General features: G+C 65.6%; 16 protein-coding genes. 13 read left to right on the forward strand and 3 right to left on the reverse strand.

All coding sequences use genetic code 11. The features are described 5' to 3' along the window. The first annotated feature begins 15 nt into the window (after positions 1-15). The 4 genes from speB to A5777_RS22370 all read left to right on the forward strand — a co-directional run bounded on the left by speB (position 16) and on the right by A5777_RS22370 (position 2,623). Entirely contained in the window at positions 16-1,002 is a 987-nt protein-coding gene (gene speB, locus A5777_RS22355; RefSeq protein ID WP_064864722.1) for an agmatinase, read from the forward strand. A gap of 41 nt (positions 1,003-1,043) precedes the next feature. Beyond that, a complete protein-coding gene (locus tag A5777_RS25125) occupies positions 1,044-1,241 on the forward strand; it encodes a hypothetical protein (protein ID WP_197502447.1) in 198 nt (65 codons plus the stop codon). Between the two features lie 45 nt (positions 1,242-1,286). After that, a complete protein-coding gene (locus A5777_RS22365; protein ID WP_064864701.1) occupies positions 1,287-1,670 on the forward strand; it encodes a nuclear transport factor 2 family protein in 384 nt (127 codons plus the stop codon). A 221-nt stretch (positions 1,671-1,891) separates the two neighbouring features. Continuing rightward, a complete protein-coding gene (locus A5777_RS22370; protein WP_064864703.1) occupies positions 1,892-2,623 on the forward strand; it encodes a DUF1206 domain-containing protein in 732 nt (243 codons plus the stop codon). 100 nt (positions 2,624-2,723) lie between these two features. Here the strand turns inward: A5777_RS22370 and A5777_RS22375 are convergent, their stop codons facing one another. After that, positions 2,724-3,377: a hypothetical protein gene (locus A5777_RS22375; RefSeq protein ID WP_064864705.1), complete on the reverse strand. Its 654-nt coding sequence runs from the start codon at positions 3,375-3,377 to the stop codon at positions 2,724-2,726. 128 nt (positions 3,378-3,505) lie between these two features. Here A5777_RS22375 and A5777_RS22380 point away from each other — a divergent pair, with 128 nt between their 5' ends. The 5 genes from A5777_RS22380 (at position 3,506) to A5777_RS22400 (ending at position 7,460) form a co-directional block, all read left to right on the forward strand. Further along, positions 3,506-4,342, forward strand: coding sequence for a Cof-type HAD-IIB family hydrolase (locus A5777_RS22380; RefSeq protein WP_064864724.1), 837 nt, complete (start codon positions 3,506-3,508; stop codon positions 4,340-4,342). A 124-nt stretch (positions 4,343-4,466) separates the two neighbouring features. Continuing rightward, the gene (locus A5777_RS22385) at positions 4,467-4,766 is read left to right on the forward strand and encodes a YiaA/YiaB family inner membrane protein (RefSeq protein WP_064864707.1); all 300 of its coding nucleotides are present in this window, start codon (positions 4,467-4,469) and stop codon (positions 4,764-4,766) included. A 303-nt stretch (positions 4,767-5,069) separates the two neighbouring features. Beyond that, entirely contained in the window at positions 5,070-5,630 is a 561-nt protein-coding gene (locus A5777_RS22390) for a DUF6611 family protein (RefSeq protein ID WP_231895171.1), read from the forward strand. Between the two features lie 59 nt (positions 5,631-5,689). Continuing rightward, a complete protein-coding gene (locus A5777_RS22395) occupies positions 5,690-6,214 on the forward strand; it encodes a hypothetical protein (RefSeq protein ID WP_156529465.1) in 525 nt (174 codons plus the stop codon). Positions 6,215-6,419: 205 nt separating this feature from the next. Next, a complete protein-coding gene (locus A5777_RS22400) occupies positions 6,420-7,460 on the forward strand; it encodes an NAD(P)-dependent alcohol dehydrogenase (RefSeq protein ID WP_064864711.1) in 1,041 nt (346 codons plus the stop codon). Positions 7,461-7,470: 10 nt separating this feature from the next. Here A5777_RS22400 and A5777_RS22405 read toward each other — a convergent pair whose 3' ends face one another. Continuing rightward, positions 7,471-8,328, reverse strand: coding sequence for a D-hexose-6-phosphate mutarotase (locus A5777_RS22405; protein WP_064864713.1), 858 nt, complete (start codon positions 8,326-8,328; stop codon positions 7,471-7,473). Positions 8,329-8,407: 79 nt separating this feature from the next. Between A5777_RS22405 and A5777_RS22410 the strand changes: the two genes are divergently transcribed. Then, on the forward strand, positions 8,408-8,959 hold the full coding sequence (locus tag A5777_RS22410; RefSeq protein WP_064864715.1) for a YceI family protein: 552 nt from the start codon (positions 8,408-8,410) through the stop codon (positions 8,957-8,959). Between the two features lie 7 nt (positions 8,960-8,966). On the opposite strand, the gene A5777_RS22415 is transcribed toward A5777_RS22410, so the two are convergent. Continuing rightward, positions 8,967-10,322: a flavin monoamine oxidase family protein gene (locus A5777_RS22415; protein ID WP_064864716.1), complete on the reverse strand. Its 1,356-nt coding sequence runs from the start codon at positions 10,320-10,322 to the stop codon at positions 8,967-8,969. 117 nt (positions 10,323-10,439) lie between these two features. Between A5777_RS22415 and A5777_RS22420 the strand changes: the two genes are divergently transcribed. From A5777_RS22420 to A5777_RS22430, 3 genes are all read left to right on the forward strand, one after another. Next, positions 10,440-12,218, forward strand: coding sequence for an AMP-dependent synthetase/ligase (locus A5777_RS22420; RefSeq protein ID WP_064864718.1), 1,779 nt, complete (start codon positions 10,440-10,442; stop codon positions 12,216-12,218). A 36-nt stretch (positions 12,219-12,254) separates the two neighbouring features. After that, positions 12,255-13,394 carry an acyl-CoA dehydrogenase family protein gene (locus tag A5777_RS22425; protein ID WP_005203386.1) on the forward strand — a complete coding sequence of 380 codons (1,140 nt, stop codon included), beginning with the start codon at positions 12,255-12,257 and terminating at the stop codon, positions 13,392-13,394. A 58-nt stretch (positions 13,395-13,452) separates the two neighbouring features. After that, positions 13,453-14,213: enoyl-CoA hydratase/isomerase family protein (locus A5777_RS22430; protein WP_197502448.1), on the forward strand; the 761-nt coding region annotated here is incomplete at its 3' end.

The following is a 14,213-nucleotide window of genomic DNA, read 5'->3' on the forward strand; positions in this document are numbered from 1 at the left end:
GATCAGGCAGGATCGATGGAGCAGAGCTTCTCCGCGACAGCGGGTTTCATCACGACCGATGGTGGAGTCGTCGGACAGGTCGACGCCGCGCGGGTGCCGCGGTACACCGAGCCGGGCACGTTCGCCCGCCTTCCGCGATTCGACCAGGTCGACGACGCTGACGTCAACATCCTGGGCATCCCGTTCGACACGGGCGTGAGCTATCGGCCCGGAGCACGCTTCGGACCCGCTCACATCCGAGCGTCGTCAAAGCTGTTGCGGCCCTACAACCCCGCGATGGACGTATCGCCGTTTGCGGCGCAGCAGGTGGTCGACAGGGGAGACCTCGCAGTCAACCCGTTCGATATCGAGGACGCGATCGCCACGATCGACACCTCGGTCACCGCGCTGGGCGAGGACGGTGCGTCGCCGCTGATCCTCGGGGGCGATCACACCATCGCACTACCCATGCTGCGCGCGATGCGAAAGTTGCACGGACAGCCTATTGCCGTGCTGCACTTCGACGCCCACCTCGACACCTGGGACACCTACTTCGGCGCGCCCTATACCCACGGCACTCCGTTCCGTCGTGCATCAGAAGAGGGGCTGATCGACCTCGAGCGGTCCCTACACATCGGCATTCGCGGACCGCTCTACAGTCGACACGATCTCGAAGATGACTCGCGGCTTGGCTTTTCGATCATCCGCACCGATGACTACGAGGTCGACGGAACGCGGAGCATCATCGAACGAATGCGTCGTCGGCTGGCGGGCGGGCCGGTCTATGTCTCCGTCGATATCGATGTCCTCGACCCTGCGCATGCGCCGGGGACGGGAACGCCGGAAGCCGGCGGACTGACGTCGCGCGAACTGCTCCACACGCTGCGCGCACTGGCAGGTCTACAGGTGGTGGGAGCAGACATCGTCGAGGTGTCACCCTCGTACGACCATGCCGAGATCACCGGCATCGCCGCCGCACACGTTGCCTACGAGCTGCTTTCGGTTCTGGCGGCCAATCGATGACCGCAGAACTGGTGAACAACACGACGATTGAGGGTACTGACATGTACACACATGCCGCGGTGCTGCGCGGAGCCGGTGAGCCGCTCGCCGTCGAACGATTGACCCTCCGCGGTGTTGCCCGAGGCGAACTCGCCGTCGACATCAAGGCCGTCGGAGTCACGCGACCGCTCGGTGAGGTCAACGTGGCACTCGAAGATCTGCGTGCCGCCACGGGCCTTCGCACGGTTCTCATTCCGTGAACGCGCATCAGTTTCTTGATCGACCATTCAGCAACAGGAGCTCGCATGTCGCCCACTGACAACACGTCCACCCGCGCCTTGGCTGCGCTCGACCACCTCGTTGCCGCGTTCGCCTCCAACGACGAGGCCGCCTACTTCGGATGTTGCTCCCCGGCAGCACGATTCGTGTTCCCGGACACTCCGGGGGTTGCGCTCGGCGTCGAAGAGTACCGGACGCTGTGGCGTGGTTGGCGTTCGGAGGGATGGCGCGTCGAGAAGTGCGTCAGTACCGAGCGCGATGTGCTCATCGTCGGCGATGTTGCCATCGCGACCCACCGGGTGTCGACGACTCTCGATGACGGAACGGAACTCAGCGAGCGCGAGACAGTGGTCTTCGACCTCGCGGCCTCACCGCGTCCGCTCGTCGTGCACGAGCATCTCTCGGCGTGATGCATCCATCCCGTCGATCCGGGTGTTTTGCCGGTTTTACCGTGCGGTGAAAACCACCCCGGTCGACGCGTTAGGATTCCTCGTGGACGCGGGTCGGCTGACTCGGGAATCGACTGAATTACTGACGGGCGGCGATCATCATCCCTACACATACGGGTAAGCAGGCCGTCCGAGAAGCGACAGACTCCGGTTGGTTTGAGGCGCTTGCGCGCGGCGGGCACGTGGTGAGCGGTCTGCTGCACCTGTTGATCGCGTACATCGTGCTGCGGCTCGCGTTCGGCGAGGCGGGCAACGCCGACCAGTCCGGGGCGCTGGGAATCTTCGCGTCGTCAGCCGGTGGACGAATTGCCTTGTGGCTCGCGGTGATCGCCTTCGTGGCGATGGCGCTGTGGCGTATCGCCGAAGTCATCCTCGGTCCGCACCCGGCCAATCCGAAGGCCGACGACGACAACGGTTGGCTCGACCGGGCGAAGGCGGGTGCACTCGCGGTTGTCTATTTCGCATTCGCCTGGACGGCAGCGCAATTCGCTGTGGGACACGGCCAGTCGAGTGGCCAGCAGAACGCCGGCATGAGCGCGCGATTGATGGGTTCGGGCTTCGGAAAGTTCGTGCTCGTCGTGGCCGGAATCGTCATCATCGCTGTCGGCGCTTACCACATCTACAAGGGTGTGACGAGGTCGTTCTTCGACGATCTGACCATCGACAGCAATCCCGTCGTGAATGCCACTGGCATCGTGGGATACACGGCAAAAGGACTTGTACTGGTCGGAGCGGGAGTTCTGGTGATCGTCGCGGCGATCACGGCCGACCCGTCGAAAGCCACCGGAATCGACGGTGCGGTGAAAACCGTTGCGGGATGGCCGGCCGGACAGTTCTTCTTGGTGCTGGCGGCGATAGGCCTTGCTGCGTATGGCATCTACTGCTTCGTCATGGCGCGGTACGCGCGGATGTAGCTGCGCGGTACGCGCGGATGTAGCTGTGCGGTACGCGCGGATGTGACGGCCCCAAGCCCCGACCTCCCGCAGGGGAGGCCGGGGCTCGGCGTCGGCGGTGTTATCGCGGAGTGTTGGCGCGAATGCTGTTGATGATCTTGAGGAGTTCGCCGCGCTTGGACGGCGGGCCGTCGAGCTGGGCGAAGGCGATGCCGGCCTCGCCGTCGGCGGTGTGGAACACGTGAGCGACTGCGACGCGAACCTTGCGAACACCGTTGATGCTGCCGGATTGCTCGGCGTACCAGGTGGTGTCGTCGACGGATCGCCACGATTCGCTGTCCACACGCACCTGAGAGGTGACGCGCTTGACGTCGGTGGTGGTGCACCGCGTCGCGGCGCACTTCTGGTAGGCCACCAGGCCGCCGGCCGCAGTCGTCTTCGAGGTGTTCTCCTCGAAACATGTTGCCTCGCCGGTGGCCGAGACAGCCGATGATCCGGCGCCGCACGACCAGTCACCGGGAATGCCGAAGGTGTACTCGATGCCCGCGAAGTCGTCGGAGATGACGTACGGACGATCGGACGCGCTGAAGTTGCTGCCCTTGACCGGTCCCGTGCCGCCGTCGACGCCGCGCATCGGTAGCGACGGGTAGCGCCCATCGGTATCGGCGTGGGCGGTCGACGCGACCCCCGCGGTGGCAAGGAGTGCCGCGATCCCCGCGAGGAGGGCAAGCATGATGCGTCGGATGGCGGATGCGCGGAGCGTTGTGGTCTTCACGTTCTCGGGTTCCTCTCGGTGGCTTCTCGTGAGCAAGTACCGATTGGATGCGGCCGGACCCACAGAATGTTCCGCCCGGATTCGCGGTCCCTGACTGTGACAACACCGAACTGCCACAATGGAGCACGATGTCCACCACGATTCCGCCCGTCCCCGCCGACCTGCGCCTCGTCGTCACCGACCTCGACGGCACCCTGCTCGACGACGCCAAGCACATCCCCGACGACCTCTGGCCGCTGCTCGACGAGCTGACCAGCCGCGACATCGTGTTCAGTCCGGCCAGCGGACGGCAGGCCGCGACCCTGCTGCACCAGTTCGGGGAGGCGATACCCGGGCTGATCGTGATCGCCGAGAACGGTGCGGTGGTGGCGCGGCAGAACGAGATCCTGCGGTCACAACCGCTTGCCCCGAGTACCGCCGACGCGGTCCTCACCCGCGCACGGGCGCTGCAGTCCGACGGCGCCGACATCGGAGTCGTGCTGTGCAGCCCGGAGATCGCCTACGTCGAGCGGTCCGATGAGCGGTTCCTCGAACAGATCCGTCCCTACTACTACGCGAACACCGTCGTCGACGACCTCGCCACCATCGATGCCGAACTGGTCAAGGTGGCGGTCTACGACTTCGACGGAATCGAAGACTCCACCGCCCCCGCGATCTCGGCACTGCAGATCGACGCCGAAGTGGTTGTGTCCGGGCAACATTGGCTCGACGTGATGACGCGCGGCGTCGACAAGTCGCAAGCCGTTCGGGCAGTGCAGAGTCGGCTCGGAATCAGTCCGGCGCAGACAATGGTCTTCGGTGACTACCTCAACGACCTCGGGATGCTCGGCACCGCCGACTGGTCGTACGCGGTTGCCAACGCGCACCGCGACATCCTCGACGCCGCGCGCTACGTCGCGCCATCGAACACCGACAACGGCGTGGTGCGGACACTCCGCGCCGCACTCGACGCGGCCGACTCCTGACCGCCCAGGCTCCTGACGACCCAGAACACTCAGACGACCCAGAACACCCAGACGCCAGAACACTCAGGGCAACTGCGTAGTTCTGCGCATCCGCTGCGCCTACCGCTGCTGCGACCGTTGTCACATGTCGTCCTCCAACGAAATTCCTCAGACCGCCACCACCGCCGCCTTCTTCCTCCAGGCAGCCATCGCCTTCGCCGTCAGCCTTGCCACCGCGTGTGTCGGCATCCTCTACCTTCCGATCGACCCCTGGCAGCGTGGATTCCTCGCCATCACGCTGTTGTTCCTCACCTCCAGCACCTTCACGCTCGCGAAGGTCGTCCGCGACCGCCAAGAACTGACCACGGTCCGCGCTCGCATCGACGAAGCCCGCGTCGACAAGCTCATCGCCGAACACGACCCCTTCAACCGGGTCGCCGGATAATCCGCACTCCACCCGTCAGCAACCCGCCCGTCAACAATCCCCCCGACCGCCCCGGCGTCACTCGACGACTCCGGGGCGGTCTCACGCGTGCCCACCGCCAGCAACCCGACCGCCAGCAACCCGACTGTCAGCATCTCGACTGTCAGCTTCGCGTCAAGGCCGTCGACGCCGCGTCAAAGTCTCGTCAAAGACCAGTCAAGACACTTCCCGACGCCGATCGCGCGGCGTAGCACTATCGGAATGACGACGATGAGTTCACACGGCTCCGATCGATTGGGTACGGGGCGATCGGGTAGGGGGCGAGTGAGTACGGGGCGATGGGGCACGGAAACAACGGGTTCCGCGATCATCGACCGGCTCGCCGAGGGCCCCGCGGTGTGGGGATCGTTCAGCGCGGGCGCCGGTCGCTACGGCGTGTGCCGCTACCGCCTGGTTGTCTTCCCACCCGGAATCAGTTCGATGCAGCGTCGACGTCTGCGCCTCTGGCGCGGCTGGCCGGTCTGGGGCCTCGTCGCGTGGCTGGCCGTGGCCGTCGGTCTCAGTTCCCTCGGCGCGTCGGGTACGACGGTCCTCGTAGTGGCCACCGCCGTGTTGGTGGTTTCGGGTGTGGTCGCGCGACGCACCGCGGGAACGCTGCCCGGCGCCGTACGCACCATCGACCTGACCACCATTCCGGGATACGACGTCCCCGCGGGAATGCCGACTCCCAAGTCGATCGCCGACACTCTTGCCGAACTGCGTTCCGCTGACCGGCTATTGGAGCGAGGAGTGATCAATCCTGTTGAGCACGAGCTCATCTGGCAGCGCGTTTACGACTCCATCCCACCGCGACGCCGTCGATTCCCGAGAATGGCACGCCGATGACCCGCGCGATCCGCAACTCATCCCACATCACGCTGTACCGCAGACCAGGAGGAGATCTCATGACCATCGCGATGGAACGTGCCGCGCGACTCTCGCGTCACCACGTCGCCGTCCGTACGTTCGGGCCGATCAACCCCGACATCGCAGCGGCATTGCGCGACAACGGAGTGCACGTCGACGCCGAGCCGTCACCGGAGTCCCGGATCGGATTGATCCTGGTCGACGGAGGTTCGATCAGGAGGTCGACGTCGCGCTTCGGACTCGACACGCTGGCCCGCCCCACGCGGGCACTGCGCAACGTCGTGGTCTCCTCGTTGACCGACCTCGTGCTCGACACCGACGTCGACCGCGTCCTGGTGGTCTGCACCCCGGGAATCGAGCCGACGGAACCGGTCATCTTCAAGCACTGGTTCGGCCAGGTGTGCGCCGACAGTTGGTATCACCTGACAATGAGCGGCGGGCTGCCCGCACCGTCGATCACGTCGAAGTTGTTCTCGGACAGGGCATCGTGCGACTACATCGCCAGCGCGGTGACGTCGTGGTGCGGGCAGGCCGAGCGCGCAGAGGCACGGCCGTGGCAGTGACCGCGTGGCTGCGCAGTCGGTGGTCGATGAGTTCGGCGACGCGCGATCGCGCTCGGCTGGCCGCGTGTCCGCTCGGAGTGCTCGCTCCCGCGACGAGCCCCGCACGCCGTGCGGCCACCCCTTATATGCACAGTTCGTGATGGAAGAGTAGACCTGAGGTCAGGGAGGGGTCGGGGAGTACACCGATCCGAAAGGCAGTTCACCGATGAAGGCCGTCCAGATGGTCAAATCCGGAGCCGAACCCGAGCTCCGCGACGTTCCGAAGCCCACGCCGGGTCCAGGTCAGGTTCTCGTCAAGGTCACCGCGGCTGGCGCGTGCCACTCCGACGACTTCGTGTTGAACGCGCCGGAAGGCGCATTCCCTTACCCGCTCCCGATGACCCTCGGCCACGAGGGTGTCGGTGTGATCGCCGAACTGGGACAAGGGGTTTCGACGGTCAGTGAGGGTACGGCGGTCGCCATCTACGGGCCGTGGGGTTGCGGAGTGTGCCACTTCTGTTCGCAGGGCCTCGAGAACTACTGCTCGCGGGCAGCCGACCTGCAGATCACGCCGCCCGGCCTGGGACACGACGGCGCCATGGCCGAGTACGTCGTCGTCGACGACCCGCGGCACCTCGTTCCCATCGGCGACCTCGATCCCGTCACCACGGTGCCCCTCACCGACGCCGGCCTCACGCCCTACCACGCGATCAAGCCGTCGTTGAGCAAGCTTCTCGGCGGCTCGACCGCCGTCGTGATCGGCTCGGGCGGCTTGGGGCACGTCGCCATCCAGATGTTGCGGCACCTCACCCCCGCGCGGGTCATCGCCCTCGACGTCACGCAGGAGAAGCTCGACTTCGCCAAGCAGGTCGGTGCGCACGAGGCAGTACTGAGCGACGCCGATGCCGTCGAGAACGTCCGCAAGATCACCGGAAAAGACGGCGCAACAGCCGTTTTCGACTTCGTCGGATATCAGCCGACGATCAATACGGCGATGGGTGTCGTCGGCACGATGGGCGACGTCACGATTGTCGGACTCGGCGACGGCAAGGCTGCGGCGAGTGTCGGCTTCTGGTCACAGCCCTACGAGGTGTCGGTCCGCACGCCCTACTGGGGCGCCCGCGCGGAGCTGATCGAGGTCCTCGACCTCGCGCGCGACGGCGTCCTCGACGTCGCGGTGGAGCGGTTCAGTCTCGACGATGGCGTTGCGGCGTACCGCAAGCTCGCGGCCAACGACCTGCGTGGACGTGCAGTCGTGGTGCCGTAGAGCTAAAGCCTCACTCCAGGGCGATCGTCTGCCACATCTCGACGGTCGCGCCCGCAGCGACTGTGATCAGATCCGGACCGGCGTTGGCCGTCTCGACGCACACGAACTCGCGCCAGTGCGGCCCGACGTCGGCCATGTCGGAGGCGACGTCGGCTCCCGGGTTCCACACGACGGCGGTCCGCGCGCGATCGCCGGTCACGCGGATGGTCCGGCCAAAACCCGGGTCGACCAGCCGGTAGGTTCCACCCGCATCGGGGTAGAGCCGGTCGCTGCGCGGCACGTCGTCGGGAAGGCGCCAGTCGCCGTCCTGCGTCTTCACCTGCAGGTCGTCGAACTTGTCCTCGTACGACTTGCCCGAGAGTCCCTCCACGTGCACGTCGGTGGCATCCGAGACCCGCAGGTAGTTGTGCAGCGCCTCGGTCAGAATCGCGGGCTCGTCGGAGAGATTGGTGGTGCGCACACCTATCTCCAGCGTCGCGCCCACGCGCACGGTCAGTTCCAGGCGCAGCGTGAGTCGCTCGAGTCCCAGGGGTGCGAGCCGCAGCTGAGTCACATCGTCGGCAAGGATGTCGGTGTCCACGACCTGCCATGTCGCGGTGCGTGCGTAACCATGCGACGGGACGTCGCCGGTCTGGTTCTCCTTCCCGAAGTACGGCCAGCAGATGGGAATGCCACCACGTATGGGCGTCGGCGGCGTCGCGGCCAGGGGCGACACCCACAGCACGTCGTCGGCTTCCGTCGGACGGTAGGACAGCACCTGCCCACCGAAGATCGAGATCGCTGCGGTGGCGTGCGGCGTCGTCACGAGCCACGCGTCGAATCCGGATGCCGTCCCGCGCACGACTCCCTGGCTTTCCGATGCAGTCACATCGACAACCTTGGCACAGTGCAAGAACCTTGGCACAGTGCAAGCGCCTAGGGTGGTCGTCGACACTCGAGGAGGCGCAATGGCGCAGGAATCATGGCAATTCGGCCCGGCCAACGGGACGCTGACCCTTCACACCGGTGTGACCGGTCCGGCATCGCGAACAGGCCATCGTTTAACCATCGAGATGCAGCAGTGGTCGGCGACGGTCACCCTCAGCGACGGCGTGCCGTCCGACGTGTCCGCCTCGGTCGACGTGGACTCGCTGACCGTCGTCTCGGGTGAGGGCGGGGTCACGCCGCTGACCGGACCGGAAAAGTCCCTCGCCAGAACCAATGCACTCAAGTCGCTCAACGCGTCGAAGTCGCCGACGATCACCTACGACGCCGCGTCTATCGCGACCATCGAGGCGGGCTATCGACTGGACGGGACGCTGTCGATCAACGGCAAGCAACGTCAGCATCCGCTCGCCGTCGAGGTGGCCGATGTCGACGGGAAGCGCACCGCCACAATCGAAACCACAGTCTCCCACCGCGACTTCGGGCTGAAGCCGTACTCGATGATGATGGGTGCGCTCAAGGTCGACGACGAAGTGCGCGTGGCCATCCACGTCGACCTGCCGTCAGATCACTGAGAGGTATTCAGCGCGACCATAGTTCGGCTACCTGCACGTCGCGCCCGAGAATGTTCGACGCCGCTCTGCGTCCCGACTCGAGAGCCGCGGTGACCGTTGCCGGGTCGTCGGTCCACGTGGCCTCGCCCGCCAGATGCACGACGCCCCCGCCCACCGGTGTCGCCAGCACGTCGTGGTCGGCGGTGGTCGAGCCGACGGTCATGTACGCGTAGGACCCGTGCGCGAAAGGGTCATCCTGCCAACGGGTTACGTCGATGCGAGTCGGCTCGGGCACCACGTCGCCATAGATCTCGCGCAGCGAATCCAGGACCGACGTCGCGATCTCCTCGTCGCTCCACTCGCGCACCGCGCGGGCACAAGGGCCGGCGGCAAAGGTGAGTAGCGTCGGCGCGCCGTGAAGGGCCGAGAGGTCGTACCACGAGTGCCACCACTGGGCGGCCGGTCCCTGTCGGCGAATCGCATACACCCCGTCATCCCAGAACCTCGACCCGAACCGCAGGAACACCTTCTCGAAAGCGTTCATCTCCAGCCGATCCAATGCTCCCGCAACAGGTTCCGATAGGGGCGGATCAAAGGAAAGCGTGCCGGATTTGAGCACACCGACGGGTACCGTCACGACGACGCGTGCGGCTGACGTCTCCTCGTCAGCGGCATCGATCACGGTGACGCCGTCCTCATCCCAACGGATGTGGGCGACAGCGCGATTGAGCGTCACCGAGAGGCCGTCTGCCAGGTGGGTGGCGAGCTGGTCGTAGCCGTCGGGAAACACGACTTCGTCGCCGTCAGTCTCGTCATCGTCGAGTCCGTGGGCATCGAGCTCGTCGATCCACACGCCGTACTGCTCCTCGGTGCGGTGGCGTGCAAACTCCCGAACACGTTGCGCGCGTGCCTCATCCCAACCGAGAGCTGTGAGCGCCGCTTCCGTCGCCTCGCCATACGACACTCCGGCGCCGATCTTTGCGACGAACATCGGCAATGCGTCGTCGAAGGCATGGACGTCGGCAGCGAAGGCGGCAACGGCGTCGTCGTCGAGTCGTCTGCCGTCGGGGTCGTAATAGGCGATCGGCCGACTGTCGGGTTGGTAGCTGCCGACCGTGAATTCGACGGTGCGCATGCCGAAGGCCTCGGTGACGGCGTGCAGCGGGGCGTCGTTGATCCCGTGAATCCACGAGGCGCCACGATCGGTCACTGTGTCACCCGATCGATCGCTGTGCACGCGTCCGCCGATTCGGTCGCGGGCTTCGAGGACGGTGACCCGCCTGCCCGCGCCTGCGAGTAGTCGGGCGGTGGTCAAACCGGCGATTCCCGCGCCGACGACGACGGTGTCGTAGTCGCGTGACGATCCGGCGCGTGGTGTCTGCATGAGATCGGTCTACACCGCGACGCGAGGCAGGGCCACCGCAGCGTCGACCTGCTTATTGACATCCCGCCAATGAGCCTCGATGATTATTGGCGCGACGCCAATAGAGTGAGGACGACGATGACCGGTACCCCGAAGCAAGACACCCTGTGCACGCATTTTCAGCGGCGTGTGGTCGACCATGCAGATCAGGTGGCCATTCGCACCGCTGACGGCGCGACGTCGTTGACCTGGGCGCAGTACGGTCAGCGCGTACGTGCGGTGGCCGCGGGACTCGCCGCCCTCGGGGTCACGCGCGGCGACACCGTCGGCATCATGCTCACCAACCGACCCGAGTTCCACATCGTCGACGCCGCGGCGATGCACCTCGGCGCCGTGACGTTCTCGGTCTACAACACCAACGCCGCCCCGCAGATCGCTTACCTCTTCCACAACGCCGAGCCGTCGGTCGTGATCACCGAGACGCAATTCCTCGAGAGGATCGTCGAGGCGGGTGACGGCTCAGCAGACGTCGTGGTCGTCGACGCGCCGAACGGCACGGCGGGCGTGACCACACTCGCCGAACTGATCGCCGCGCCCGCACCGGCCGACTTCGACTTCGACGCCGCCTACAAGCAGGTTGAACGCTCGGACGTGCTCACGCTGATCTACACGAGCGGCACCACCGGCAACCCCAAGGGCGTCGAACTCACGCACGCCAACCTGCTCTACCAACTCGAGGTGATCACCGATGTGATCGGCGACCTCTCCGACGGCCGCGTCATCTCGTACCTGCCAGACGCACACCTCATCAACCGGTGGATCTGCCAGTACGCGCCCATGTACTTCGGCATCACGGTCACCGACCTCGCCAACACCAAGCAACTCGTCGAGGCTCTTGGCGAGGTTCATCCGACGTTCTTCGTCGCCGTTCCGATGCTCTGGTACAAGATCAAGGGCAGCATCGAGACGACGCTCGACGCCGAGCCGGGAATCAAAGGCGCACTGGCCGCGTGGGCTCTCGCAGCAGGCAAGAAGAAGGCTGCGGCGACGGTCGGCGGGCGGCGACTCGGCCTGCGCGATACCGTCGCCGCTGCGATCGCCGACAAGCTTGTGCTGTCGAAGCTACGTGCAAAGCTCGGCATGGACTCGCTCGTCGCCGCAGTCTCCGGTGCCGCGCCGGTCGACGTCGCGGCGCTGGAATTCATGCTCGCACTGGGCATTCCGGTGATGGAGGCGTGGGGCATGTCGGAGACGTCCGCGGTCACCACGGTCAACCCGGTCGCCCGACCGCGGTACGGAAGCGTCGGTACGGCCATTCCGGGCACCGAGGTGACACTCGCGTCCGACGGTGAGGTCATGGTGCGCGGCGGCGGTGTGATGCGCGGCTACCGCAACGACCCGGAACGCACCGTCCAGACACTCGACGCCGACGGCTGGGTGCACACCGGTGACATCGGGACTCTCGACGCTGACGGCTTCCTGACGATCGTCGATAGGAAGAAGGAGTTGATCATCAACTCCGGCGGAAAGAACATGTCACCGTCGAACATCGAGGGCGCGCTCACTGCGGCCAGTCCACTGATCGGCAGCGTCGTCGCTATTGGCGACAACCGCCCGTACGTGTCGGCCCTGATCACCCTCGACCCCGATGCGGTGGTCGCAATCGCGCAGAAGGCAGGCATCGTCGACGCCCGACCAGAAGTGCTCGCACTACACCCGACGATCCTGGGCGCCATTGAAGACGCAGTAGCACAGGCCAATTCGCGGCTCAGTCGCGTCGAACACATCCGCGCGTGGCAGGTGCTGCCGACGTACTGGGCTCCGGGTGGCGACGAACTCACGCCCACGATGAAGCTGAAGCGTTCGCCGATCGCCAAAAAGTATGCCGACGAGATCGACGCGCTCTATCAGCGCTGAACGCGCTCCCGACCAGCACCACGAAGGCAGACCACGATGACAAACGATCTGACAACCGAACTCGCCGACCTCACCGCGCTCGCCCGCGAGTTCTTCACCAAAGAGGTTGCGCCGCGCCACGAGGAGTTCGCTGCGGCCGGTCAACCCGACCGTGCGCTCTACCGTCGCGCGGGCGAACTCGGTCTGCTCGGTATGTCGATCCCCGAGGAATATGGCGGTGGCGGAGCAACATTCGCGCACGAGGCCGTACTCTTCCGCGAGCAGGCCCGCGGGGCAGACCTCTCCATGCAACTCGGCGTGCACTCCGGGATCGTTCCCCACTACCTGCTCTCGTACGCGAACGAGGAACAGAAGAAGCGGTGGATTCCCAAGCTCGTCTCGGGTGAGTGGATCGGTGCCATCGCCATGACCGAGCCCGGTACCGGGTCGGATCTGCAGGCCATCAGCACCCGTGCGGTGCGGGACGGCGACGAGTACGTCATCACGGGCGCAAAGACTTTCATCTCCAACGGCGCCACATGTGACCTGCTGATCATCGCGGCCAAGACCGACCCGGAGCTCGGCGCCAAGGGCGTCTCACTGCTGGTCGCCGAAGTCGGCGACAACCCACCGGGTTTCGAGCGTGGACGCAAGCTCAAGAAGATCGGCCAGAAGGGCCAGGACACCACAGAGCTCTTCTTCGACGGCCTCCGCGTGCCCGCGACACATCTGCTCGGCGGCACGGAGGGCACCGGCTTCGTCCAACTGATGCAGCAACTCCCGCAGGAGCGGCTGATCGTCGGCGTCGCTGCGCTCGGCGTTGTCGAGGCAGCGTACGAGCTTACGCTCGAGTATGTGCGTGAGCGTCACGCCTTCGGTAAACCGCTTTTCGCACTGCAGAATACGCGCTTCGAGCTCGCCGACATCGCCACCACCGTCGAGGTGATGCGCGCCTTCGTCAACGATGCCATCGACAAGCACGTGCGCGGCGAACTCGACGTCAAGGGCGCCGCCATGATCAAGCTGTGGTGTTCGGAGCAGCAGACGCAGGTCGTCGACCGCTGCCTACAGTTGCACGGCGGCTACGGCTACATGGAGGAGTACCCGATCGCGCGGCTCTTCGTCGACGGGCGCATCGCGAAGATCTACGCGGGAGCCAACGAGGTCATGAAAGACCTCATCGCGCGCAGCCTCTGACTCTGCACTCTCTAGCTCGGCCAGCGATCTGATTCACACACTCACGAAGGCGAAACCCTTGACCGACTTCACCACTCACACGTCCGGCATCATCGGTTGGGACGTCGATGCGGACCGCATCGTCACGGTCACCATCGACGACAAGACCCAGTCGACCAACACGATGACCGACGACATGGCCGCGGCTCTGCGGAGCGTCGTCGAACGCCTTGAGCGTGAGAAGGATTCGATCACCGGCGTGATCATCGCGTCGGGCAAGGACACGTTCTTCGCCGGCGGCGACCTCAACCTGCTGATGACCGCCGGGCCCGATGACATCGAAGCCATCTCGGCGGGACTCGACCACTACAAGGAGACGTTCCGCCGACTCGAAACCCTCGGCAGGCCCGTGGTCGCGGCGATCAACGGCACAGCACTCGGAGGCGGATTCGAGGTCGCGTTGGCGGCGCATCGTCGAATTGCCCTGGACGCCAGAGGAAGTCTGCTCGGCCTCCCCGAGGTCACGTTCGGGGTACTGCCCGGCGCCGGCGGCGTGACGCGCGTCGTGCGCATGCTCGGAGTTGTCGACGCGATGCTCAACGTGGTCGGCCAAGGGCAGCGGATGAAGCCGCGCAAGGCGTTACAGGTCGGGGTGATCGACGAGGTCGTCTCCACCCGGGAAGAGATGTTCGACGCAGCGCGTGCCTGGATCAAAGACAACCCCGACGCCACACAACCGTGGGACCGCAAGGGATTTCGCATTCCGGGTGGCGCGCCGTCGTCGCCCGCACTGGCAGCACACCTGCCCGCCTTCCCCGCAACTCTGCGTAGGCAACTCAA

The organism is Gordonia sp. 852002-10350_SCH5691597, assembly GCF_001665715.1.
GTDB classification, from domain to species: domain Bacteria; phylum Actinomycetota; class Actinomycetes; order Mycobacteriales; family Mycobacteriaceae; genus Gordonia; species Gordonia sputi.